Source organism: Agromyces neolithicus (genome assembly GCF_039529735.1).
Taxonomy (GTDB): domain Bacteria; phylum Actinomycetota; class Actinomycetes; order Actinomycetales; family Microbacteriaceae; genus Agromyces; species Agromyces neolithicus.
The window spans coordinates 184,551-205,546 of record NZ_BAAANJ010000006.1; the positions used below are offsets into that span (position 1 = coordinate 184,551).

Below are 20,996 nucleotides of genomic sequence, written 5' to 3' on the forward strand. Positions count from 1 at the left end.
GCGGGCGCCTCAGTCGACCTTCACGATGTCGGGCGCCTCGAGCCGCACGCGGTCGGCCGACTCGTCGTCGGGCTGCTCCTGCGATGCGCGTTCGGCGGCGACCCGCTGCAGGTAGCGCTCGACCTCGAGGGTCTCGCGCGCCTTGTCCCACCCGAGCACCTTGGCCATGAGCTTCGCCGCGACCGGCGCGGCCGACACGCCCCGGTCCCACGCCTCGATCGAGATGCGGGTGCGTCGCGCGAGCACGTCGTCGAGGTGCAGCGCACCCTCATGCGATGCCGCGTAGACGATCTCGGCCCCGAGGTAGTCGTCGGCCCCCGGCAGGGGCTCGCCGAGCTTCGGATCGGACCGTATGAGGTCGAGCAACTCGTCGGTGAGGGTGCCGTACCGGTTCAGCAGATGCTCGATGCGCACCTTGTGCACGTCGAACGCGCGAGCGATCTTGCCACGCTTGTTCCACGCGGCCTGGTAGCCCTCGGCACCGAGCAACGGGATGTCTTGCGTCGTCGACGGGGGCACCTTGCCGTCGAGCGCATCGACGGCGGCGTCGATGGCGTCTTTGGCCATGACCCGGTACGTGGTCCACTTTCCGCCGGCGATCACCACGAGTCCCGGCACGGTGTGGGCGACCAGATGTTCGCGCGAGAGCTTCGAGGTCTGGTCGCTCTCGCCGGCGAGCAGGGGACGCAGCCCTGCGTACACCCCCTCGACGTCTTCACGCGTGAGCGGGACCGCGAGTACCGCGTTCACGTGCTCGAGCAGGTAGTCGATGTCGGCGGCCGTGGCCGCCGGGTGCGCCTTGTCGAGATTCCAGTCGGTGTCGGTCGTGCCGATCAGCCAGTGCCGGCCCCACGGGATGATGAACAGCACGCTCTTCTCGGTGCGGAAGATCATGCCCATCGCCGACTGGATGCGGTCGCGCGGAACGACGAGGTGGATGCCCTTCGACGCGCGCACCTTGAAGGTGCCGCGCTCCCCGACCATGCGTTGCGTGTCGTCGGTCCACACACCGGTGGCGTTGACGACCTGTTTTGCGCGCACCTCGAAGCGCTCGTCGGTCTGCAGGTCGTGCGCTTTCACGCCCACGACGCGCTCGCCGACCTTGAGGAACCCCTCGACCTTGACCCGACTCGCGACGTGTGCGCCATAGAACGAGGCTGTGCGCGCGAGCGAGGCCACGTACCGGGCGTCGTCGACCTGCGCGTCGTAGTAGGTGAGGCCGCCGACGAGGGTGTTGGGTGCGAGCGACGGGATCGCCTTGTGCACCTGGCGCTTCGACAGGTGCCGGTGGTGGGGCACTCCGGGCGGGCGCCCGCCCGTGTAGCTGAAGATGTCGTAGAGCATCATGCCGGCGCCCACGTAGAGGCGCTCGATGAACCGTGTCTTCACCGGGTAGAGGAACCGCACGGGCTTGACGAGGTGCGGTGCGAGCCGCTGCAGCAGCAGGCCGCGTTCGATGAGCGCCTCGCGTACGAGCCTGAAGTCGAGCTGTTCGAGGTAGCGGATGCCTCCATGCACGAGTTTCGACGACCGGCTGGAGGTGCCCGACGCCCAGTCGCGTGCCTCGAGCAATCCGGTCGAGAGCCCGCGCGTGACCGCGTCGAGCGCCGCGCCGGTGCCGACGATGCCGCCGCCCACCACGAGGATGTCGAGCTCTTTCTCTTTCAGCCGCGCGATCGCGGCCTCGCGCTCGTCGGGCCCGAGCTTGCTCGAACGCGTCACCGGCTTCAGTCTGGCCATCGTGCCACCCCATCCCCGCGGCCTCGCGGCTGCGTCGCGTGATCGATTCCAACGCTACCCGAGCATGTGCGGGTTGAGGAGGGCGCGGAGCGTACGTCTCGAAAGCCGTGGGTTGAGGAGGGCGGGTTTCGAGACGGCCGTGGCGCGCCTAGTCGACCAACGCTACGACCCCAGGTACGGCTCGACGATGACCTCGACACGCTGGAACTCCTTCAGGTCGGAGTACCCGGTCGTCGCCATCGATCGGCGCAGCGCGCCGACGAGGTTCGCGGTGCCATCGGCCGCGGGTGCCGGGCCGTAGAGCACCTCTTCGAGCGAGGCGACCTGGCCGACCTGCACGCGCTTGCCGCGCGGCAGCTTGGAGTGGTGCGCCTCGGCACCCCAGTGGTAGCCGCCGCCCGGAGCATCGGTCGCGCGCGCGAGCGCGGCGCCGAGCATGACCGCGTCGGCACCGCAGGCGACGGCCTTGACGATGTCGCCGGATGCCCCGACCCCACCGTCGGCGATGACGTGCACGTAGCGCCCGCCCGACTCGTCGAGGTAGTCGCGACGCGCGCCGGCGACGTCGGCGACCGCGGTCGCCATGGGGGCGTGGATGCCGAGCGTGGCCCGCGTGGTCGAGGCCGCTCCCCCGCCGAAACCGACGAGCACGCCCGCGGCGCCCGTGCGCATGAGGTGCAGGGCGGCCGTGTAGGTGGCGGCGCCGCCGACGATGACGGGGACGTCGAGCTCGTAGATGAACTTCTTGAGGTTCAGCGGCTCTTGGTTCTTCGAGACGTGCTCGGCAGAGACCGTGGTGCCGCGAATGACGAACAGGTCGACTCCCGCCGCGACGACCGTCTCATACAGCTCTTGCGTGCGCTGCGGCGACAGCGCGCCCGCGACCGTGACGCCCGCGGAACGGATCTCGGCCAGTCGCGCGGTGACGAGCTCGGGCTTGATCGGCTCGGCGTACAACTGCTGCATGCGCTCGGTCGCACGCTCGGGCGCGAGGTTGCGGATCTCGGCGAGCACCGGCTCGGGGTCTTCGTATCGGGTCCACAGGCCCTCGAGGTCGAGCACACCGAGCCCGCCGAGCTTGCCCATCATGATCGCCGTCTGCGGCGAGACGACGGAGTCCATGGGTGCGGCGAGGAACGGGATGTCGAACTGGTAGGCGTCGATCGACCAGCTCACCGAGACGTCTTCGGGGTCGCGGGTGCGACGGCTCGGCACGATCGCGATGTCGTCGAACGCATAGACTCGACGGCCCCGCTTGGAGCGGCCGATCTCGATCTCCTGAGTCACCGTTCAACCCTATCGAACCCGTGCGACGCGCCCCTCGTCCCAGACCGGGACATCCGTCTCGACGACCTCGCCGTCGCTTCGGAACACGACGAACCGATCGAAGCTGCGCGTGAACCAGCGATCGTGGGTGACCGCGAGCACGGTGCCGTCGAATCGCATGAGCGCGTCTTCGAGCGCCTCGGCCGACACGAGGTCGAGGTTGTCGGTCGGTTCGTCGAGCAGCAGCAGCGTGACACCCGAGAGCTCGAGGATGAGGATCTGCAGGCGCGCCTGCTGGCCGCCCGAGAGCGACTCGAAGCGCTGCTGGGCCGCTCCCGCGAGCCCGTACCGGTCGAGCGCCGAGCTCGCGGCCTCGCGCGCCATGCCGTCGCGGTTGGCGTCGCCCCGGTGCAGGATGTCGAGCAGGGTGCGCCCGTGGAACTCGGGATGCTCGTGGTTCTGCGCGAACCACCCCGGCACGACACGCGCCCCGAGCACCGCCCGACCCTCGTGCGGCACGCGCACGAGGGTCTCACCCACGGTCGTGACGTGGCCGAGCATGCGGTCGGGCTCGGTGCCGCCGGCCGCCAGCAGGCGCAGAAAGTGCGACTTGCCCGATCCGTTCGACCCGAGCACCGCCACGCGGTCGCCGTACCAGACCTCGAGGTCGAACGGCCTCATGAGCCCGGTGAGCTCGAGGCCCTCGCACACCACCGAGCGCTTGCCCGTGCGGGCGCCGCGCAGCCGCATCGAGACGGCCTGCGCGGGTGGGCGCTCCTCGGGCGGCCCGGCCTCCTCGAACTTGCGCAGCCGGGTCACGGCGGCCTGGTACCGCGAGGCCATGCCGTCGTTGTACGTCGCCTTCACCTTCATCGTCTGCACGAGCGTCTTCAGCGCAGCGTGCTGCTCGTCCCAGCGGCGACGCAGCTCGTCGAGTCGCGCGAACCGGTCGTCGCGGGCCGCGTGGTACCCCTCGAAGCTGCCGCCGTGCACCCAAGCGGTGTTGCCTGCGGCGCCGAGCTCGATCGTGACGATGCGGTCGGCGGCGCGCGCGAGCAGCTCGCGGTCGTGCGAAACGAGCAGCACGGTCTTCGCCGTCGCGCGCAGCTGCGCCTCGAGCCAGCGCTTGCCGGGCACGTCGAGCGAGTTGTCGGGCTCATCGAGCAGCAGCACCTGCTCGGGCCCGCGCAGCAGCGCCTCGAGGGCGAGCCGCTTCTGCTCGCCGCCCGAGAGGGTCGCGAGCTCACGCCGTTTCGCACGCTCGAACGGGATGCCGAGCGCCGCCGTGGTGCAGTGGTCCCAGACGACCTCCTGGTCGTACCCGCCCGCCTCGGCGTACTCGGCGAGCGCGGTCGCGTAGCGCATCTGCGTCGCGGTGTCGTCGAGTTCGATGAGCGCGTCCTCGGATGCCTCGAGCTCGAGTGCCGCGTCGCGCACGCGTTCGGGCGCCACGGAGACGAGCAGGCCCCACACCGTCTCGGGTGCCCCGTCGATGGTGCTCCCGGTGCCCACGAACTGATCCATGACCCCGAGCCCGCCGTCGACCTGCACGCTGCCCTCGTCGGGGCGCAGGGCGCCGCGCACGATGCGCAGGAGCGTCGACTTGCCCGCGCCGTTCGCGCCGATGAGCGCGGTCGTGCGCCCCTCGGTGACGCGGAAGGCGAGGTCGGCCAGCAGCGGCCGACCGTCGGGGAGCGAGAACGAGACGCCGTTGACGTCGATGAAGCCCATGGGTGTGATTCCGTTCGATTCGCGATACTGGCCGCCCGCACGACATGCACCGCGGCGCGAAGACAGCCGATCAGCGTATCGCGTGGTGCGCAGCCGTGCCACTCCCCCGTTCGGTGCGGCAAGCTGGGGGCATGCATCGCATCGCCGCTGAACCGCTCGACGTCCTCCGCACGCGCACCAGCGCGAAGTGGCGCAGCTACGCCGACGACGTGCTGCCGCTACCCGTCGCCGAGATGGACTATCCCCTCGCCGAACCGATCGCCGAGGCGCTGCACGCGGCGATCCGTCGCTCCGACACGGGCTACAACGAGGGCAGCCGACCCGTTGCCGAGGCATTCGAAGGCTTCGCCGCGACACGTCTGGGCTGGCAGGTCGACCCAGCTCGCGTGACGTGCACCGGTGACGTCAGCATGGGCATCGTCGAGGTGCTGCGCCGGGTCACGAACCCCGGTGACGGGGTCATCATCACGCCCCCGATCTACCCGCCGTTCTTCGACCTCGTCACCGAGGCGTCGGGCGTCGTGGTCGAGGTGCCCATGCTCGGCGGCATCGACGAGGGCTGGACCCTCGACCTCGACGGCATCGATGCGGCGTTCGCCGCCGGTGCGAAGGCGATGGTGCTGTGCAATCCGCACAACCCGATCGGCCTGGTGCCCGATGGCGTGCAGCTGGCTGCACTCGCAGACATCGCCGCCCGGCACGGGGTGACGATCGTCTCCGACGAGGTGCACGGGCCGCTCGTGCAGCCGGGCGTCGACTACACGCCGTTCCTCAAGGCGTCCGACGCGGCGCGCGAGCACGGTGTCGCCATCACCTCGGCATCGAAGTCGTTCAACATCCCGGGGCTCAAGTCCGCGCTCATCGTCACCGCGAGCGAGCGGGGCGACCGCGTGCGTGCGGCACTGCCGTACGAGGTCGAGTGGCGCATGGGCCAGTTCGGGGCGATCGCCTCGATCGCCGCGTTCACCAAGGGCGGCCACTGGCTCGACGGCGTGCTCGGCAGCCTCGACGACAACCGGCGCCTGCTCGCCGACCTCATCACCGACGAACTGCCGGGTGTGCGCTACCGCATGCCCGACGCGACCTACCTCGCCTGGCTCGACCTGTCGGCACTGGGCTGGGGCGACGACCCCGCGGCGTACGCCCTCGAGCACTCGAAGGTCGCGCTCGGCATCGGAACCGCGTTCGGATCGTCGGTCGGCCGAGGACACGTGCGGCTGAACTTCGCCTGCACGCCAGAGGTGCTCGACGAGGCGATCACCCGGCTCGCGGAGGCACGGGTCTCGTCGGTCGAGTAGGCGCGCAGCGCCGTATCGAGACGAGCGTCTCGAAACCCGTCGGTCGAGTAGGCGCGCAGCGCCGTATCGAGACCAGCGTCTCGAAACCCGCCGGTCGAGTAGGCGTGCAGCGCCGTATCGAGACCTCGTTCGCGGCTGGGTCTCGATACGCTCGCTTCGCTCGCTACTCGACCGACGGACGCGCTATCTGGTGTAGTTCGGCGCCTCGACGACGATCTGCACGTCGTGCGGGTGCGACTCTTTCAGCCCGGCCGGGGTGATGCGCACGAAGCGGCCCTTCGCCTTCAGTTCGGCGACGGTGCGAGCACCGACGTAGAACATCGACTGGCGCAGCCCGCCGATGAGCTGGTACGCGACCGCCGAGAGGGGGCCGCGATAGGGCACCTGCCCCTCGATGCCCTCGGGGATGAGCTTGTCGTCGGATGGGACATCGGCCTGGAAGTATCGGTCTTTCGAGTACGACGTCTTCTGTCCGCGCGTCTGCAGGGCGCCCAGCGACCCCATGCCGCGGTAGGCCTTGAACTGCTTGCCGTTCTGGAAGACGAGCTCGCCGGGGCTCTCAGCAGTGCCGGCGAGCAGGGAGCCGAGCATGACCGTGTCGGCGCCGGCGACGAGCGCCTTCGCGATGTCGCCCGAGTACTGCAGGCCGCCGTCGGCGATGAGCGGCACTCCGGCCGGCTTGGTGGCCTTGGATGCCTCGTACACGGCCGTGATCTGCGGCACGCCCACGCCGGCCACGACACGGGTTGTGCAGATCGAGCCGGGACCCACGCCGACCTTGACGGCATCGGCGCCCGCGTCGACGAGTGCCTTCGCGCCCTCGTACGTCGCGACGTTGCCGCCGATGACGTCGATGTGGGCGAACGTGGGGTCGGCCTTCAGTCGGCGGATGACGTCGAGCACGCCGGCCGATTCGCCGTTGGCGGTGTCGACCACGAGCACGTCGACGCCGGCGTCGCGCAGTGCCTCGGCACGCTCCCAGGCGTCGCCGAAGAAGCCCATGGCCGCACCGACCCGCAGGCGCCCCTCAGCGTCTTTGGTGGCATTCGGGTACTGCTCGGACTTGTCGAAGTCCTTCACCGTGATGAGGCCCGTGAGGTGGCCCTCGTCGTCGACGAGGGGAAGCTTCTCGATCTTGTGCTCGGCGAAGATGGCGAGCGCCTCGTCGGGGTTCATGCCGACCCGCCCGGTGATGAGGGGCATCTTGGTCATGACCTCGCTGACCTTCGTGGTGGCCTTCTCGAACTCGGCGACGAATCGCATGTCGCGGTTCGAGATGATGCCGACGAGCTTTCCGTCGTCGTCGATCACGGGCAGGCCACTCACGCGGTAGGTCGCGCACAGCGCGTCGACGTCGGCGACCGATGCGTCGGGCGTCGTCGTGACGGGGTTCGAGACCATGCCCGACTCGCTGCGCTTGACCCGGTCGACCATGTCGGCCTGGTCGGCGATCGAGAGATTGCGGTGCAGGATGCCGATGCCCCCCTGGCGCGCCATCGCGACCGCCATGCGGGTCTCGGTGACCGTGTCCATGGCGGCCGACAGGAGCGGCGTCGCGACCTGGATGCGACGGGTGAGCTGCGAAGCCGTCTCTGCTTCACTCGGGATCACGTCGGTGTGACCTGGCAGGAGGAGGACGTCGTCGTATGTGAGTCCCGTGAATCCGAACGGATCTGCCTGATCCATGACTTCCCTTCGTGTCGTGCGCAGTCGGTGGCGCGCCCAGCTGTGGCGTGCTCGAGGCGAAATGCGGGTGCATCAATGTTAAGCGAGTTTGCGCCGCGGGCATTCCCCGGATAACAATCGAGGGCTGATTGCGCTCAGGTACGAAACACATGAGACATAATCGGCACGTACTGTCGACGATGTTGTCGACAGTAAGGACCGGTCCCGAAGGTCCACCAGACCTTCGGAACCCCTTGGAGGTGCAGTGGAACCCACGCAAGCAGTCGTCCGACGGTCACCCGGGAGGTGGCTCATACTCCTCGGAATCCTGTTGTCCGCACTCACCCTGTCCGGCATCGCAGCGTCCCCTGCGATGGCGGAGGAAGTGAGTACGGCATCAGCGACCGAAGAGCCCGCAGCGACCGAAGAGCCCGCAGCGACCGACGCGCCCGCGGAGGAGGACTTCGAGTTCCACTTCCGCGGCAACGTGCAGTACAACAGCGAGCCGCTCGAAGGCGTGCGCATCCAACTCGAGGGCAACGGCTTCGAAGCCGAGACCGAGACCGATGCCGACGGTCGCTGGGAGATCGGCGTGCCCGAGAAGGCCACCTATGAGGTGACGCTCGATGAAGACACCTTGCCCGAGGGGGTCGTCGTCGCCGATGGCGGCGCGACCCGAGAGGCTGAATTCGGCCTCACGCGCAACGCCTCGGTCAACTTCTTCCTCGGAGAAGGCGAGCGGGTCACGGTCAGTTTCTGGGACCAGTTCCTGCAACGCGCCGTGAACGGCCTGAACTTCGGGCTCCTGCTCGCGCTCGCCGCCATCGGCCTTTCGCTCATCTTCGGCACGACCGGACTGTCGAACTTCGCGCACGCCGAGCTGATCACGTTCGGCGCCCTGATGACCTTGACCTTCGGAAACACCCTGGGCGTGCCGATCTGGCTCGCCATCATCATCGCGGTGTTGCTGAGCGGCGTGCTCGGGTGGGTGCTCGATGCGGGCATCTGGAAGCCGCTGCGCAAGAAGGGCATCGGCGTCATCCAGCTGATGATCGTCAGCATCGGCCTTTCGCTCGCATTGCGGTACCTCTTCCAGTTCTTCTACGGCGGGCAGACGCAACAGCTCGTGGGCGCGACCGGTGTCGCCAGGTTCTCGATCGGGCCGATCTCGCTCAGCTGGATCGACCTCGCGAGCATGCTGGTCAGCATCGTCGTGCTGTTGGCCGTCGCCTTCTTCCTGGTGCGCACCCGCATCGGCAAGGCGACGCGAGCCGTCGCCGACAACCCCAGTCTCGCCTCGGCGAGCGGCATCGACGTGAACTTCGTCATCCGCATCGTCTGGGTGCTCGGAGCGGCGTTGGCCGGTCTGTCGGGCATCCTCTGGGCGTACTTCCGCCCCGGCGTCAGCTGGGACATGGGCTTCCAGATCCTGCTGCTCATCTTCGCCGCGGTCGTCCTCGGCGGCCTCGGCACCGCATTCGGCGCGCTCGTCGGCGCCGTCATCGTCGGTCTCTTCGTCGAACTGTCGACGCTGTGGCTGCCGAGCGATATGAAGTACGTCGGCGCACTGGTGATCATGGTCGTCGTGCTGCTGTTCCGGCCTCAGGGAATCCTGGGTCGTCGAGAGAGAATCGGATAGGAGGCCCGCACATGGATTGGGGAGCAATCTTCGGAAATGCGGCCGTCGAGCTGATCAGCCCGACCACCGCCGCGTACGCACTCGCCGCGCTGGGTCTTGCGATCCACTTCGGCTTCACGGGCCTGCTGAACTTCGGCCAGGCGGGATTCATGCTGCTCGGCGCCTACGGGTACGCCATCCCGGCCCTCAAGCTGGGCTGGCCCTTCTGGGCCTGCGTGCTCACGGCTCTCGCCGCATCGGTGATCTTCGCGCTCATCCTCGGTATTCCGACGCTGCGGTTGCGCGCCGACTACCTCGCGATCGTGACGATCGCCGCGGCCGAGGTGCTGCGGCTCATCTTCACGACGAACGAGTTCGACGCGGTGACGGGTTCTGCGAATGGCCTCTCGGGCTTCCAGACCGACCTGCTGGCGCTGAATCCGTTCCCAGAGGGCCGCTATGGCTTCGGGCCGTTCGTGTTCGACAACCGGGTCTGGTTCTTCCTCGTGATCGCGTGGATCGTCGTCGCGATCGCCGCCGTCTTCACCTGGCTCATCATGCGCAGCCCGTGGGGCCGCGTCGTCAAGGGCATCCGTGAAGACGAAGACGCGGTGCGCTCGCTCGGCAAGAACGTGTACTCGTACAAGATCCAGAGCCTCGTGCTCGGTGGTCTCCTCGGCACCCTGGCCGGCATACTCTTCGTACTGCCGCGAGCGGTCGTGCCGTCGTACTTCCAGCCGACGCTGACCTTCTTCATCTACGCCATCCTGCTGCTGGGTGGCGCCGCCACCATCCTCGGGCCCATCGTCGGTTCGATCGTCTTCTGGGTGCTGCTGTCGTTCTTCTCGGGATTCGTCTCCCGTGCGGTCGAGGCCGGGTGGCTTCCGTTCATGTCGCAGGTGCAGGCCGGCCAGCTGCGGTTCATCCTCGTGGGGGTCGCGATCATGTTGATCGTGGTGTTCATGCCACAAGGCATCCTCGGAAACAGGAAGGATCTTGCTTTTGTCAAGTGAAACCACCTCCTCCCGGCCAGTGAAGACCACCGGCCTGCACGTCGGCGACGCGGTGCCCGGAGCGAAGAAGCACGACCCGATCCTCATCGCCGACAGCGTCAAGCGCACGTTCGGCGGCCTGACCGCGGTCGACATCGAGCACGTCGAGATCCCCCGTGGCGCGATCACGGCCCTCATCGGGCCCAACGGTGCGGGCAAGACGACGTTCTTCAACCTGCTCACGGGCTTCGACAAGCCCGACACCGGCACCTGGTCGTTCGACGGTCGCTCGCTCGCCCACGTACCGGCCTACCGGGTCGCGCGCATGGGACTCATCCGTACCTTCCAGCTCACGAAATCCCTCGCGCTGCTGTCGGTCATGGAGAACATGAAGCTCGGCGCGAAGAACCAGGTGGGCGAGAACCTGTTCCGCTCGCTCATCCCCGCGATCTGGCGAAAGCAAGATGCTGAGATCGAAGCCAAGGCCATGGACCTGCTGACCCGGTTCAAGCTCGACGCCAAGAAGGACGACTACGCGGCGAGCATGTCGGGCGGGCAGCGCAAGCTGCTCGAGATGGCGCGAGCGCTCATGAGCGACCCGACCCTCGTGATGCTCGATGAGCCGATGGCGGGGGTGAATCCCGCACTCAAGCAGTCGCTGCTCGATCACATCCTCGACCTCAAGGCCTCCGGCATGACCGTGCTCTTCGTCGAGCACGACATGCACATGGTGCGGCACATCGCCGACTGGGTCATCGTCATGGCCGAGGGCAAGGTCGTCGCCGAAGGCGACCCGTACACGGTGATGGAAGACCCCGCCGTCGTCGACGCCTACCTCGGCGCGCACCACGACACCGATCTGGGTACCGACGCCGAGCACGTCGAAGCACTGAAGGAGCTCATCGATGACGAACAGTAGTCCAGCACCCGCCGTCGCCGAGCCGCCCGCCGCCGACCTCGTGGTCGAGGTGCGGAATGTGGTCGCCGGGTACCTTCCCGGAGTGAACATCCTCAATGGATGCTCGTTGAAAGCCGCGCAAGGTGAGCTCATCGGCATCATCGGCCCGAACGGCGCCGGCAAGTCGACGCTGCTCAAGTCGATCTTCGGGCTCGTCAAGGTTCGCGAAGGCGGAATCTACCTTCACGGCGACGAGATCACGAACCTCAAGGCCAACAAGCTCGTCGGCCAGGGTGTCGGTTTCGTCCCCCAGACAGAGAACGTGTTTCCCTCGCTCACCATTCAAGAGAACCTCGAGATGGGCCTCTACCAGAAGCCGAAGGGCCTCAAGGAACGCCTCGAGTTCGTGACCGAGATCTTCCCCGAACTCGGCAAGCGGCTCACGCAGCGGGCCGGCTCACTTTCGGGCGGCGAACGTCAGATGGTGGCCATGTCGCGCGCGCTGATGATGGGTCCGCACGTGTTGCTGCTCGACGAGCCATCGGCCGGTCTCTCGCCGGTTCGTCAAGACGAGGCGTTCATGCGCGTCAAAGAGATCAACCGCGCCGGCGTCACGACCATCATGGTCGAGCAGAATGCCCGCCGCTGCTTGCAGATCTGCGACCGCGGGTACGTGCTCGACCAGGGTCGCGACGCCTACCATGGCACCGGCCGTGAGCTCCTGAACGATCCCAAGGTGATCGGGCTCTACCTCGGCACACTCGGCCAAGACGACGAGTAGGTCGAAGACACGAAGGGGGCGGACCGCTACGGCGGTCCGCCCCTTCGTCGTTGCGCTCGGGGTACCTCGAGAGTGCAGTCACCGCCCCCTCAGCGGCGCGGAGAGCACTCTTGATGGGGCCGACAGAGCGCTCCCACACTCCCCACACCCATTACGGGCCGAGAGTGCAGTCGCTCCGCCCTTCAGAGGCCCGGAGTGCACTCTCGACAATTGGGCGGTGTGAGGCAACAACACTGGCAGCTTGGCGTCACCCGCGCCCGACGGCGTTGGCGCAGCGCCCTCCGCCCGGGCCCCTCGCGCCCTGCCACCCGCCGCATCCGCAACGCGCGCAGCACCCGCCGCCGCCCGGGACGCCACCCGCACCGCGGCGTGCACCACCCGCAGGCGCCCGCCGCTCGGACACACGAAAGCGGGGCCCCGGCTGACGCCGGGACCCCGCTCACTCACTCAGCGGATCAGCCGTCGCCGATGCGCGAGTAGGTGTTGTCGTCGGCGAACTGGAAGATGCCGATGGTCGCCTCGGTCGGGTCGCCATTCTCGTCGAAGGTGATCGGACCCGAGGGGCCGTCGTAGTCGATCTGCTGGCCCTCGGCGAGCAGCGCGACACCTTCTTCGAAGCTGGTGACCTTCTCACCATCGCCCGAACCGCCCGAGACCTGACGCAGGTACTTCGAGATCTCGGCACCATCGGTGCTGTTGGCCGCGTAGGCCGCGAGCGCGATGAGCGTGACCGCGTCGTACGACTCAGCCGCGTAGCTGTAGTCGGTCAGCGCGGGGTCGACCGTGAGGAGGCGGTCGGTGAAGTCACCGAGCGTGCCCACGTCGAGACCGGGGAGGGTTCCCTTCGCGCCGGTGATGAGGCCGGGTGCGAAGTCGGCGCTGTAGTCGAAGAGGTTTCCGTCGACGAAGTACAACTTGTCACCGGGGAAGCCCGAGCCGACGAGCGCCGGGGTGATGATCTTCGACTGGTCGAACGTGATCAGTGCGATCGCGTCGGGGTTGGCGGCGGTCACTTCGGCGATCTGCGCGTCGAAGCTCGAGTCGCCCTCGTTGAAGAGCGCCTCTGCCACGACCTCGCCACCGGCCGCCTCGAACGCGGTCTTCGTGAACTCCTGCAGGCCGGTGCCGTACGCATCGTTCAGCACGATCATGCCGAGCGTTGCGTTGCCGTCTTCGGCGATCAGGTTGCCGAGCACCTCGCCCTGCAGCACGTCGGACGGAGCCGTGCGCCAGTACAGGCCGTTGTCGTCGTACGTGGTGAAGTCGGCAGAGGTGTTCGCCGGCGAGAACTGGACGACGCCGGCCGCGACGATCTGGTCGATGACCGTCTTCGAGACACCCGACGAGGCCGCGCCGATGATGGCCGAGACGTCCTGCGAGAGCAGGTCGGTCACCGAAACGGTGGCGATGTCGGTGGTGGTGTCACCCGAGTCACGGAACTGGATCTCGACAGCGAGGCCGGAGTCAGCGGCGTTGACGTCGTCGGCGCCGAGCTGCACACCGGCTTCCTCGGGCGGGCCGAGGAACGCGAGCGTACCACTCTGCGGGAGGATCGTTCCGAGGTTGAGCGCGAGGTCGCGCTCACCTTCGGCGATGGGCAGGGCGTCGCCGGCGTCACCAGTCGGTTCTTCCGATTCGGCCGGCGGCGTGCCGCCCTGGGCGCACGCAGAGAGGATGAGGGTGCTGACGCCGGCGATGGCGATACCCGTCCAGACTGCGCGAGCCGAGCGCTTGGCCGAGGCCTTCGCGAATACGCTCATGTTGCTCCTTGGGACTGAAGGAAATTGGTACACAATGCAGCGCCGTATTGACGCCGTTGTTCGACAGTATTCCGGGCGTTGGGCGGAAACAAGACGCCCCGGTCACAACCGTGTAACACCGCCGGAATCGTTACCTTCCCGACATTCAACCCCCGCTACGACGCAGGGAATCGTCGCAAATCGCGTTCGGCACGCGCGGATCGCGCATCGAGGCATTCGCCGTGCCGTGCCCGGAACGGAGTTGCTCGCGGACGCGATCCGCGGCTCAGACGGGCTCGACGACGACTCGACGCGAGGCACGCACGCCACGCAGCAGGTCGACCGTCAGCACGATGAGCGCGAGCCAGACGAGACCGAAGCCCACCCATCGCTCGGGCGGCATCGGCTCCTGCAGGACGAGCACGCCCACGAGGAACTGGATGAACGGGGCGAAGTACTGGATGAACCCCATGTAGATGAGCGGAAGCCGGCGCGACGCCGCGGCGAACAGCAGCAGCGGAACGGCGGTCACCGCGCCGGCCGAGACGAGCAGCACCGTGTGCCATGCGCCGGCGGTGCCGATGGTGAGCCCCGTGGTCATGCCGACGAACACGAGCTGCACGATCGCGAGGGGGGCGAGCCAAGCGGTCTCGAGGGTGAGCCCCGACACCGCATCGACCTTCGGCCCCACTCGCTTCTTGATGAGGCCGTAGAAACCGAACGAGAACGCCAGCACGAGGGCGATCCAGGGCAGCTGTCCGTAGCCGACGGCCAGCACGATGACGGCGACGATCGAGATGCCCACGGCGACCCATTGCGTCGCATTCAGCCGCTCACGAAGCACGACGACCCCGAGCAGCACCGTGACGATCGGGTTGATGAAGTACCCCAGTGCGGCCTCGACCACCTGGCCGTTGAGCGTCGCATAGACGTAGGTCTGCCAGTTCACGAAGATGAGCAGCCCGGCGAGCCCCATGGTGAGCACGACCCGGCGGTCGCGCAGGAGCGCCGCGAACGGCCGCCATGCCCGCGTCACCGCGATGAGCAACCCGCAGAACACCAGCGAGAACAGCACCCGCCACGCGACGATCTCGAACGGGCCGGTGGGCTCGAGGGCGATGAAGTAGATGGGCAGGATGCCCCAGAGCCCGTAGGCCGCGATGGCGAAGCCGAGACCCGAGCGGCTGAGTCCTCGGACGTGCTTCACCGATGAATCGGTCGCGGGCTCGGGGCGAGATGACATCAGCACAGATTACGCCAGCCCGCCGCCCGAAGGCGTACTGCACGCCTGCCGTTCGTCGTCGACTTCGGGTCACGGGCGTGCACGATGCGGGTGACGGATGTCGCGACATCCCGTACCCGCAAACGACGAAGCCCGGGCACCCTCACGGGCGCCCGGGCTTCGAGTCGGATCGTGTCGCTCAGCGAACGACGACGGCGAGCACGTCGCGCGCGGAGAGGACCAGCAGGTCGTCACCGCCGAACTTGACCTCGGTGCCGCCGTACTTCGAGTAGATCACCTTGTCGCCGACAGCGACGTCGAGCGGAACGCGGTTGCCGTTGTCGTCGATGCGGCCGGGGCCCACGGCAACAACCTCGCCCTCTTGGGGCTTCTCTTTCGCAGTGTCGGGGATGACCAGACCGGAAGCGGTGGTCTGCTCGGCCTCGACCTGCTTGATGACGATGCGATCCTCGAGCGGCTTGATGGAAACCGACACGGTTGACCCCTTTTCTCAATGAAGGAACTGTCTTGACGAAGACTTGGTTTAGCAGCCTCACGGTGAGAGTGCTAAGGCGAGTCTATTCGCGATTTGGCACTCGTGCAACGTGAGTGCCAGCCCTTCGGCCGGCTCGAGGACCGCCAGACGAACTCCCGCCCGGCCGGGTGCTAGCGTGGCCGGGTGGATCGCGCCGAGCTCGTCGAGCTGCTCTCGCCCGAGGGGCTGCGGCTGCTCGACGGCCTGCCCGAGTGGGACGCGAAGGCCGACATCGTCAAGACCGTCGCCGAACTGCGCAAGCAGGGCCACCCACCCGGGCTCGTCGCGACGGTGCTCAGCCAGGCGAAGCTGCGGCACCGTGCTCAGGCGAAGTTCGGTCCGTTCGCGTCGCGCATGCTGTTCACCGAGCCGGGGCTCGAGCAGGCGACACGCCTTCAGGTCGCGGCCCTGCACGCCGGGCGATTCGCGCGCGCGGGCGTCGGGCACGTCGCCGACCTCGGCTGCGGCATCGGCGGCGACGCCCTTGCGATGGCGGCCATCGACCTCGAGGTCACCGCAGCCGAGGCCGACGAGGTCACCGCGGCGATCGCCGCGTACAACCTCACCCCGTTCCCGCGGGTGCGCGTGCTGCACCAACGCGCCGAGCAGGTCGCGCTCGGCGGCATCGGGGGCGCCTGGCTCGATCCGGCCCGGCGCACGACCACGGGCGGCACGACCACGAGAATCGCCGATGCCGCCGCATACTCGCCCGGTCTCGACTTCGCGTTCGGGCTGGCCGATCGAATGGCCGTCGGCGTGAAGCTCGGCCCCGGCACCGACCGCGACGTGATCCCGGCGGGCGCAGAGGCGCAGTGGGTCTCGGTCGACGGCGACGTCGTCGAGCTCGGCGTGTGGTTCGGCCCGGTCGCACGGCCCGGAATCGGTCGTGCCGCCCTCGTCATCCGCGGCGACTCCGCGAACGAGCTCACCGCGCCCGCCGACTCCGACGACGCGCCGGTCGGCCCGCTCGGCGACTACCTGTACGAGCCCGACGGGGCGATCATCCGCGCCCGCCTCATCGGCGATCTCGCGCGTGCCAACGGGGCGTGGATGCTGAGCGCCGGCATCGCCTACCTGACCGCCGACACGGCGTTCGACTCGCCGTTCGCGCGCGGGTTCCGCATCGTCGAGCGGCTTCCGGCCGAAGAGCGCCAGCTTCGCCAGGCGTTGCAGGCACGCGGCATCGGCACGCTCGAGATCAAGAAGCGTGGCGTCGACGTCGATCCGGCTGCACTGCGCACACGGCTGAAGCTGCGCGGCGCCGAGCGCGCCACGCTCGTGCTCACGCGCGAGCAGGGCCGACATGTCGCGCTGCTCGTCGAGCGGCTGTAGCGGCGAGCGCCGCAGCGGCGGCACCGCCCTCGCGCTCGGGCCCGGCCGACCTCAGTTGGGCAGCGCGCCGAACACGATGGCGTAGTAGCCGATCCACACGGCCGAGAACACGAGCCCCGTGAGACCGGTGCCGATGCCGACGAACGACAGTGTGCGACCACCGGCCTCGCGACGCAGGCCGAGCACCCCGAAGACGATCGCGGCGATCGAGAGCGGCAGCATCCACCCGACGAAGAGCGAGGCCACCGCGCCGATCGTGCCGGCGACCGCGGCCACCCAGCTGAACGCGCGTCGTTGGGTCTGCACTTCGGCGGCCTCGACCAGGTCACCGCCGGGGCGGTGCACGACGAGCAGCTGACCGGTCGAGATCTTCTCGAGCTGCCCGGTGTCGAACGGCACGTCGAACTCGCGGACGGCCGGATTCGCGCGCAGGGTCGGCTCGGCCGGAGCGTCGGCGACGGGCGGCAGGGATGCTCCCGGCTCGCCCCCCTCGACGCTCCGGTCGGGCTCCAGGTCGTCGGGTGAGTTCGACTCGCGGTCGGTCATGCGTTGCGCTCGGGTCGTCAGTACGAGGACGCGCCCACGGTGCTGGCGCCGAACAGGAGGCCCCACAGGATGAACGACAGCAGCGCGATGCCGAGCCCGACGAAGCCGAGCACGAGGCCGGTGAGCCACATGCCCTTGGCCGCGGGCTCTTTGCGCTTGCCGATGAAGCCGAGCACGACGGCGGCACCCGGGATGAACAACTGCATGAAGCCGCCCACGAAGGGGATGAAGACGACGAACGAGCCGACGACGCCCACGATTCCTGCGATGAGCGAGATGAGGCTGTACACCGGAGTGGGCTTGCTCGGCGTCGTGCCGTAGGCGGGCGCGACGTAACCGGGCGTGCCGTAGCCGGTCTGCGCCCCAGCCAGGGGCGCGCCGTATGCAGGTGCCGCCGCAGCGGCAGGCGCCCCGTAGGCCGGCGGAGCAGGAGGCGGAGGTGTCGCGGCACCGTAGCTCGGCGGCTCGGGAGCCGCGGGCGGAGCCGGCGGGGCGGGCGGTTCGGGTGCGGCCGGCGGCTCGGGCGCCGACGGCACCTCGGGCGCGGGCGGCACGTCGGGCAGCGACGCGGACTCCGCCGCGGCCGACACGTCGGCTGCAGACGCGGAATCGACGGCGCCCGTCGCCTCTGCTGGCTCGGGCACGTCGATGCCCTCGGGCACGTCGCCCTCGGCAGGGTTCTCGGGCAGGTCGGGGTTCTTCGGATCGCTCATCAACGGGCTCTGCTCTCGGTGGTCGTGTGCGAGTTCAGCGTCGCGCTCAGTTGACGTAGAGGTTCGGGTTGGCGGCGATCGTCGCGATGATGGCGAAGAACACGATCGTGCCGATGATCGCGAGGACGATGCCGACGTAGCCGATGATGAGCCCGGCGACGGCCATGCCACGGCCTTGTTCACCCGTCTTCTTGATCTGGCTCAGCCCGATGTGGCCGCAGATGACACCGGCGATGGATCCGATGAACGGGAGGATGACGAACGCCGAGATCGACGCGATGAGCGAGACGATCGCGAGGACGTTGGTCTTCGCGGGGGCACCGGCGGGCTGGCCGTAGCCGGGTGCTGCCTCGCCGTAGGCGGGCGCTGCGGGCGCGCTGTACGCGGGGGCGGCGGGAGCGACCGGCGGCGTGCTGGCCGGCGGAGCGGGCGGCGTGCTGGCCGGCGGAGCGGGCGGCGTGCTCGCCGGCGGAGCCGGCGGCACGGGCGGGATTCCGCCTGCGGGCTGCTCGGGAAGATTCGGATCAGTCACTGTGGTCCCCTTGGTGCGCTGTGTGGGCGAGGCCGCCGGACGGCGGATCGCTGGGCGCGGCGATGCCGCGACACCTCGTGATACGCCTTCACACTATCGCGCGGCGCCCACCCTGCACAGGGACCGCGCCATGCCGGCGCGCTCCACGTCAGGCGACGCGGATCTCGGTCACGGGAAGCGTGGAGTCGGCGCCGAACCCGAGGCCCGACGGCGCATGTCCGGCCATCACCAGTTGCGACGCGAGCGCGGCGATCATCGCGCCGTTGTCGGTACAGAGCGACAGGGGCGGTACGCGCAAGGCGATGCCCGCGGCATCCGTTCGCGCCTCGGCGACCTCGCGCAGCCGCGCGTTCGCGATGACGCCCCCGCCGAGCAGCAGGCGCGGCACGCCGAGGTCGGTGCACGCGGCGACGGCCTTCGTGACGAGCACATCGACGACCGCCTCACGGAAACTCGCGGCCACGTCGGCCAGCGGCACCGGCTCGCCGGCGGCCTCGCGCCCCTCGACCCATCGCGCGACCGCCGTCTTCAGTCCCGAGAAGCTGAAGTCGTAGCGGTGCGCCGCCTGGTCTTTGGGCTGGGTCAGTCCACGCGGGAACCGGATCGCATTCGGATCGCCGCCGATCGCCGCCCGGTCGATCTCGGGGCCGCCGGGGTAGGGCAGGCCGAGCAGCCGCGCGACCTTGTCGAACGCCTCGCCCGCCGCATCGTCGACGGTCTCGCCGAGCAGCTCGACGTCGCTGACGAGATCGCGCACGAGCAGCAGCGAGGTGTGCCCGCCCGAGACCAGCAGTGCGACCGTCGGGGTCTCGAGCGGGTCGGCGGTGTCGAGCAGGTCGGCGCCGACGTGGCCGACGAGGTGGTTGACGGCGTAGATCGGCACGTCGAGCGAGAGCGCGAGCGCCTTCGCGGCGCCGACGCCCACCATGAGCGCGCCGGCGAGCCCGGGACCACTCGTGACGGCGACGGCGTCGAGGTCGTCGAGCGAGACGGATGCCTCGGCGAGCGCCGCCCGGATCGTCGGCCCGAGCGCCTCGAGGTGCGCCCGCGCGGCGACCTCGGGCACGACCCCGCCGTAGCGCGCGTGCTCGTCCATGGACGAGGCGATGGTGTTGGCGAGCAGCGTCGTGCCGCGCACGATGCCGATGCCCGTCTCATCGCACGAGGTCTCGATGCCGAGGATGAGCGGTTCGGTGCGGTTCATCGGGCGTCCTCGGGCGACGTACTGCCCGCTGCGGGTGCGTCGGCGGGACGCGCGACGGCCGGCTTCACGGTCAGCCGCATCAGCACGGCGTCGACGCCCCGCCGGTAGTACCTCGGCCGCACGCCGATCTGCTCGAAGCCGAGCGAGTCGTACAGCGATCGCGCGATGGGGTTGTCGGCCCGCACCTCGAGGAAGAGTTCGGCGATGTGCCGGCGCCGCGCCGCGGTGATGAGCGCGTGCATGAGGCCCCGCCCCAGGCCGAGCCCCCGACTCGCGGGGGCGACGGCGATGGTCTGGATGTCGCCCTGCTCGCTGCCCGACGGCGCGAGCAGGCCCGCGTATCCGAGCAGGGCCGGACCGGGCGCATCGGTCGCCGCATCACCCGCCGTGATCGGCTCGTCGACCGCGACGAGGTAGTAGCCGTGCGGGCTCTCGATCTCGCGCCGCATCGCCTCTTCGGGCCAGGCGTCGTCGGTGAAGGTCTCGCGCTCGAGCTGCATGATCGCATCGAGGTCTGAGAGCTTCGCGCGGCGCATCAGCACGCTCACTGCAGCACCCGCTTTCCGGGGGAGGGCGTCACGTCGGGTGCGCGCAGGTAGAGCGGGGCGTCATCGGCGAGCGGAAGCCGGCCGGCCGCGAACGCGAGCTCGGCGAGCATGCCGATCGCGCCGGCCGAGACGACCGTCGCGTCGAATCGGATGCCCCGCGCCGCGGGCACCTCGTCGCGGGGCGCGAGTTCGGGGCCGAGCACGCGCACGGGCAGCCCGTCGGCGTCGAGGCCGTCGTACTCCGAGACGGCGAACTCGCGGCGACGGGCGTCGGTGACCACCTGCAGCGGGCCGGTGTCGCCGGCGCGATAGCGACTGAATGCGATCGCGTCGTGGCTGACCACTGGCACGAACGGCCGCCCGATGCCGAGCGCGAACGCGTGTGCGGCCGCGATGCCGACGCGCAGCCCCGTGAATGGGCCGGGGCCCATTCCTGCGGCGACGCCGGAGAGGCGGTCGCGGCCGATGCCGGCAGCCATCATCACGTCGCGGATGAAGCCGCCGATCACCTCGGCGTGGCGCATGGTGTCGTCGGTGCCGCTCTCGGCGAGACAACTCACGGCACCGGTAGCGCCGTCGCGGTCGACCACGGCGACACTCGTGCCCGTCGAGGTGTCGATCGCGAGGAGCATGACA

Annotated in this window: 19 protein-coding genes; 6 read left to right on the forward strand and 13 right to left on the reverse strand. The window is 69.0% G+C overall.

Annotation, left to right across the window (positions count from 1 at the left end; genetic code table 11):
• Positions 1-9 precede the first annotated feature (9 nt).
• From ABD164_RS09675 to ABD164_RS09685, 3 genes are all read right to left on the reverse strand, one after another.
• On the reverse strand, positions 10-1,740 hold the full coding sequence (locus ABD164_RS09675) for a glycerol-3-phosphate dehydrogenase/oxidase (RefSeq protein ID WP_344295703.1): 1,731 nt from the start codon (positions 1,738-1,740) through the stop codon (positions 10-12).
• Positions 1,741-1,902: 162 nt separating this feature from the next.
• Positions 1,903-3,027, reverse strand: a complete 1,125-nt coding sequence (locus ABD164_RS09680) for a GuaB3 family IMP dehydrogenase-related protein (protein ID WP_344295705.1) — start codon at positions 3,025-3,027, stop codon at positions 1,903-1,905.
• Between the two features lie 9 nt (positions 3,028-3,036).
• Positions 3,037-4,737, reverse strand: coding sequence for an ABC-F family ATP-binding cassette domain-containing protein (locus tag ABD164_RS09685; RefSeq protein WP_344295706.1), 1,701 nt, complete (start codon positions 4,735-4,737; stop codon positions 3,037-3,039).
• A gap of 131 nt (positions 4,738-4,868) precedes the next feature.
• On the opposite strand from ABD164_RS09685, the gene ABD164_RS09690 reads away from it, so the two are divergent.
• Positions 4,869-6,035 carry a MalY/PatB family protein gene (locus ABD164_RS09690; RefSeq protein ID WP_344295708.1) on the forward strand — a complete coding sequence of 389 codons (1,167 nt, stop codon included), beginning with the start codon at positions 4,869-4,871 and terminating at the stop codon, positions 6,033-6,035.
• Positions 6,036-6,218: 183 nt separating this feature from the next.
• Here ABD164_RS09690 and guaB read toward each other — a convergent pair whose 3' ends face one another.
• The gene (gene guaB, locus ABD164_RS09695; RefSeq protein WP_344295709.1) at positions 6,219-7,721 is read right to left on the reverse strand and encodes an IMP dehydrogenase; all 1,503 of its coding nucleotides are present in this window, start codon (positions 7,719-7,721) and stop codon (positions 6,219-6,221) included.
• 352 nt (positions 7,722-8,073) lie between these two features.
• Here guaB and ABD164_RS09700 point away from each other — a divergent pair, with 352 nt between their 5' ends.
• From ABD164_RS09700 to ABD164_RS09715, 4 genes are read left to right on the forward strand one after another with little or no spacing between them, the layout of a single operon-like run.
• Positions 8,074-9,339: a branched-chain amino acid ABC transporter permease gene (locus ABD164_RS09700; RefSeq protein WP_425545934.1), complete on the forward strand. Its 1,266-nt coding sequence runs from the start codon at positions 8,074-8,076 to the stop codon at positions 9,337-9,339.
• Positions 9,340-9,350: 11 nt separating this feature from the next.
• On the forward strand, positions 9,351-10,331 hold the full coding sequence (locus tag ABD164_RS09705; RefSeq protein WP_344295712.1) for a branched-chain amino acid ABC transporter permease: 981 nt from the start codon (positions 9,351-9,353) through the stop codon (positions 10,329-10,331).
• Positions 10,321-11,229 carry an ABC transporter ATP-binding protein gene (locus tag ABD164_RS09710; protein WP_344295713.1) on the forward strand — a complete coding sequence of 303 codons (909 nt, stop codon included), beginning with the start codon at positions 10,321-10,323 and terminating at the stop codon, positions 11,227-11,229. The genes ABD164_RS09705 and ABD164_RS09710 overlap by 11 nt, the downstream gene beginning before the upstream one ends.
• Entirely contained in the window at positions 11,216-11,989 is a 774-nt protein-coding gene (locus ABD164_RS09715; RefSeq protein ID WP_344295714.1) for an ABC transporter ATP-binding protein, read from the forward strand. Before ABD164_RS09710 ends, ABD164_RS09715 begins: the two co-directional genes overlap by 14 nt.
• Before the next feature lie 455 nt (positions 11,990-12,444).
• Here ABD164_RS09715 and ABD164_RS09720 read toward each other — a convergent pair whose 3' ends face one another.
• The 3 genes from ABD164_RS09720 to groES all read right to left on the reverse strand — a co-directional run bounded on the left by ABD164_RS09720 (position 12,445) and on the right by groES (position 15,446).
• Complete coding sequence (locus ABD164_RS09720) at positions 12,445-13,749, reverse strand: ABC transporter substrate-binding protein (protein ID WP_344295716.1); 1,305 nt, start codon at positions 13,747-13,749, stop codon at positions 12,445-12,447.
• Positions 13,750-14,014: 265 nt separating this feature from the next.
• The gene (rarD, locus tag ABD164_RS09725) at positions 14,015-14,971 is read right to left on the reverse strand and encodes an EamA family transporter RarD (RefSeq protein ID WP_344295717.1); all 957 of its coding nucleotides are present in this window, start codon (positions 14,969-14,971) and stop codon (positions 14,015-14,017) included.
• A 178-nt stretch (positions 14,972-15,149) separates the two neighbouring features.
• Positions 15,150-15,446: a co-chaperone GroES gene (gene groES, locus ABD164_RS09730; protein WP_108595970.1), complete on the reverse strand. Its 297-nt coding sequence runs from the start codon at positions 15,444-15,446 to the stop codon at positions 15,150-15,152.
• A 183-nt stretch (positions 15,447-15,629) separates the two neighbouring features.
• Between groES and ABD164_RS09735 the strand changes: the two genes are divergently transcribed.
• A complete protein-coding gene (locus tag ABD164_RS09735) occupies positions 15,630-16,817 on the forward strand; it encodes a class I SAM-dependent methyltransferase (protein ID WP_344295719.1) in 1,188 nt (395 codons plus the stop codon).
• A gap of 51 nt (positions 16,818-16,868) precedes the next feature.
• Here ABD164_RS09735 and ABD164_RS09740 read toward each other — a convergent pair whose 3' ends face one another.
• The 6 genes from ABD164_RS09740 to tsaB all read right to left on the reverse strand — a co-directional run bounded on the left by ABD164_RS09740 (position 16,869) and on the right by tsaB (position 20,992).
• Entirely contained in the window at positions 16,869-17,363 is a 495-nt protein-coding gene (locus tag ABD164_RS09740; RefSeq protein WP_344295720.1) for a DUF4190 domain-containing protein, read from the reverse strand.
• A 17-nt stretch (positions 17,364-17,380) separates the two neighbouring features.
• Complete coding sequence (locus tag ABD164_RS09745; protein ID WP_344295722.1) at positions 17,381-18,076, reverse strand: DUF4190 domain-containing protein; 696 nt, start codon at positions 18,074-18,076, stop codon at positions 17,381-17,383.
• A gap of 46 nt (positions 18,077-18,122) precedes the next feature.
• On the reverse strand, positions 18,123-18,608 hold the full coding sequence (locus ABD164_RS09750; RefSeq protein WP_344295724.1) for a DUF4190 domain-containing protein: 486 nt from the start codon (positions 18,606-18,608) through the stop codon (positions 18,123-18,125).
• A gap of 148 nt (positions 18,609-18,756) precedes the next feature.
• Positions 18,757-19,812, reverse strand: coding sequence for a tRNA (adenosine(37)-N6)-threonylcarbamoyltransferase complex transferase subunit TsaD (gene tsaD / locus ABD164_RS09755; RefSeq protein ID WP_344295726.1), 1,056 nt, complete (start codon positions 19,810-19,812; stop codon positions 18,757-18,759).
• Positions 19,809-20,360 carry a ribosomal protein S18-alanine N-acetyltransferase gene (gene rimI, locus ABD164_RS09760; RefSeq protein ID WP_344295727.1) on the reverse strand — a complete coding sequence of 184 codons (552 nt, stop codon included), beginning with the start codon at positions 20,358-20,360 and terminating at the stop codon, positions 19,809-19,811. The genes tsaD and rimI overlap by 4 nt, the downstream gene beginning before the upstream one ends.
• The gene (gene tsaB / locus ABD164_RS09765; protein WP_344295729.1) at positions 20,357-20,992 is read right to left on the reverse strand and encodes a tRNA (adenosine(37)-N6)-threonylcarbamoyltransferase complex dimerization subunit type 1 TsaB; all 636 of its coding nucleotides are present in this window, start codon (positions 20,990-20,992) and stop codon (positions 20,357-20,359) included. Before tsaB ends, rimI begins: the two co-directional genes overlap by 4 nt.
• Positions 20,993-20,996 lie beyond the last annotated feature (4 nt).

What these genes read in the sequence shown, in the direction of transcription:
- guaB (WP_344295709.1), bottom strand. Translation starts at nt 7,721, where the DNA reads ATGGATCAGGCAGATCCGTTCGGATTCACGGGACTCACATACGACGAC.
- ABD164_RS09685 (WP_344295706.1), bottom strand. Translation starts at nt 4,737, where the DNA reads ATGGGCTTCATCGACGTCAACGGCGTCTCGTTCTCGCTCCCCGACGGT.
- ABD164_RS09690 (WP_344295708.1), top strand. Translation starts at nt 4,869, where the DNA reads ATGCATCGCATCGCCGCTGAACCGCTCGACGTCCTCCGCACGCGCACC.
- rarD (WP_344295717.1), bottom strand. Translation starts at nt 14,971, where the DNA reads ATGTCATCTCGCCCCGAGCCCGCGACCGATTCATCGGTGAAGCACGTC.
- tsaD (WP_344295726.1), bottom strand. Translation starts at nt 19,812, where the DNA reads ATGAACCGCACCGAACCGCTCATCCTCGGCATCGAGACCTCGTGCGAT.
- ABD164_RS09745 (WP_344295722.1), bottom strand. Translation starts at nt 18,076, where the DNA reads ATGAGCGATCCGAAGAACCCCGACCTGCCCGAGAACCCTGCCGAGGGC.
- ABD164_RS09740 (WP_344295720.1), bottom strand. Translation starts at nt 17,363, where the DNA reads ATGACCGACCGCGAGTCGAACTCACCCGACGACCTGGAGCCCGACCGG.
- tsaB (WP_344295729.1), bottom strand. Translation starts at nt 20,992, where the DNA reads ATGCTCCTCGCGATCGACACCTCGACGGGCACGAGTGTCGCCGTGGTC.
- ABD164_RS09715 (WP_344295714.1), top strand. Translation starts at nt 11,216, where the DNA reads ATGACGAACAGTAGTCCAGCACCCGCCGTCGCCGAGCCGCCCGCCGCC.
- ABD164_RS09705 (WP_344295712.1), top strand. Translation starts at nt 9,351, where the DNA reads ATGGATTGGGGAGCAATCTTCGGAAATGCGGCCGTCGAGCTGATCAGC.
- ABD164_RS09720 (WP_344295716.1), bottom strand. Translation starts at nt 13,749, where the DNA reads ATGAGCGTATTCGCGAAGGCCTCGGCCAAGCGCTCGGCTCGCGCAGTC.
- ABD164_RS09700 (WP_425545934.1), top strand. Translation starts at nt 8,074, where the DNA reads ATGGCGGAGGAAGTGAGTACGGCATCAGCGACCGAAGAGCCCGCAGCG.
- ABD164_RS09675 (WP_344295703.1), bottom strand. Translation starts at nt 1,740, where the DNA reads ATGGCCAGACTGAAGCCGGTGACGCGTTCGAGCAAGCTCGGGCCCGAC.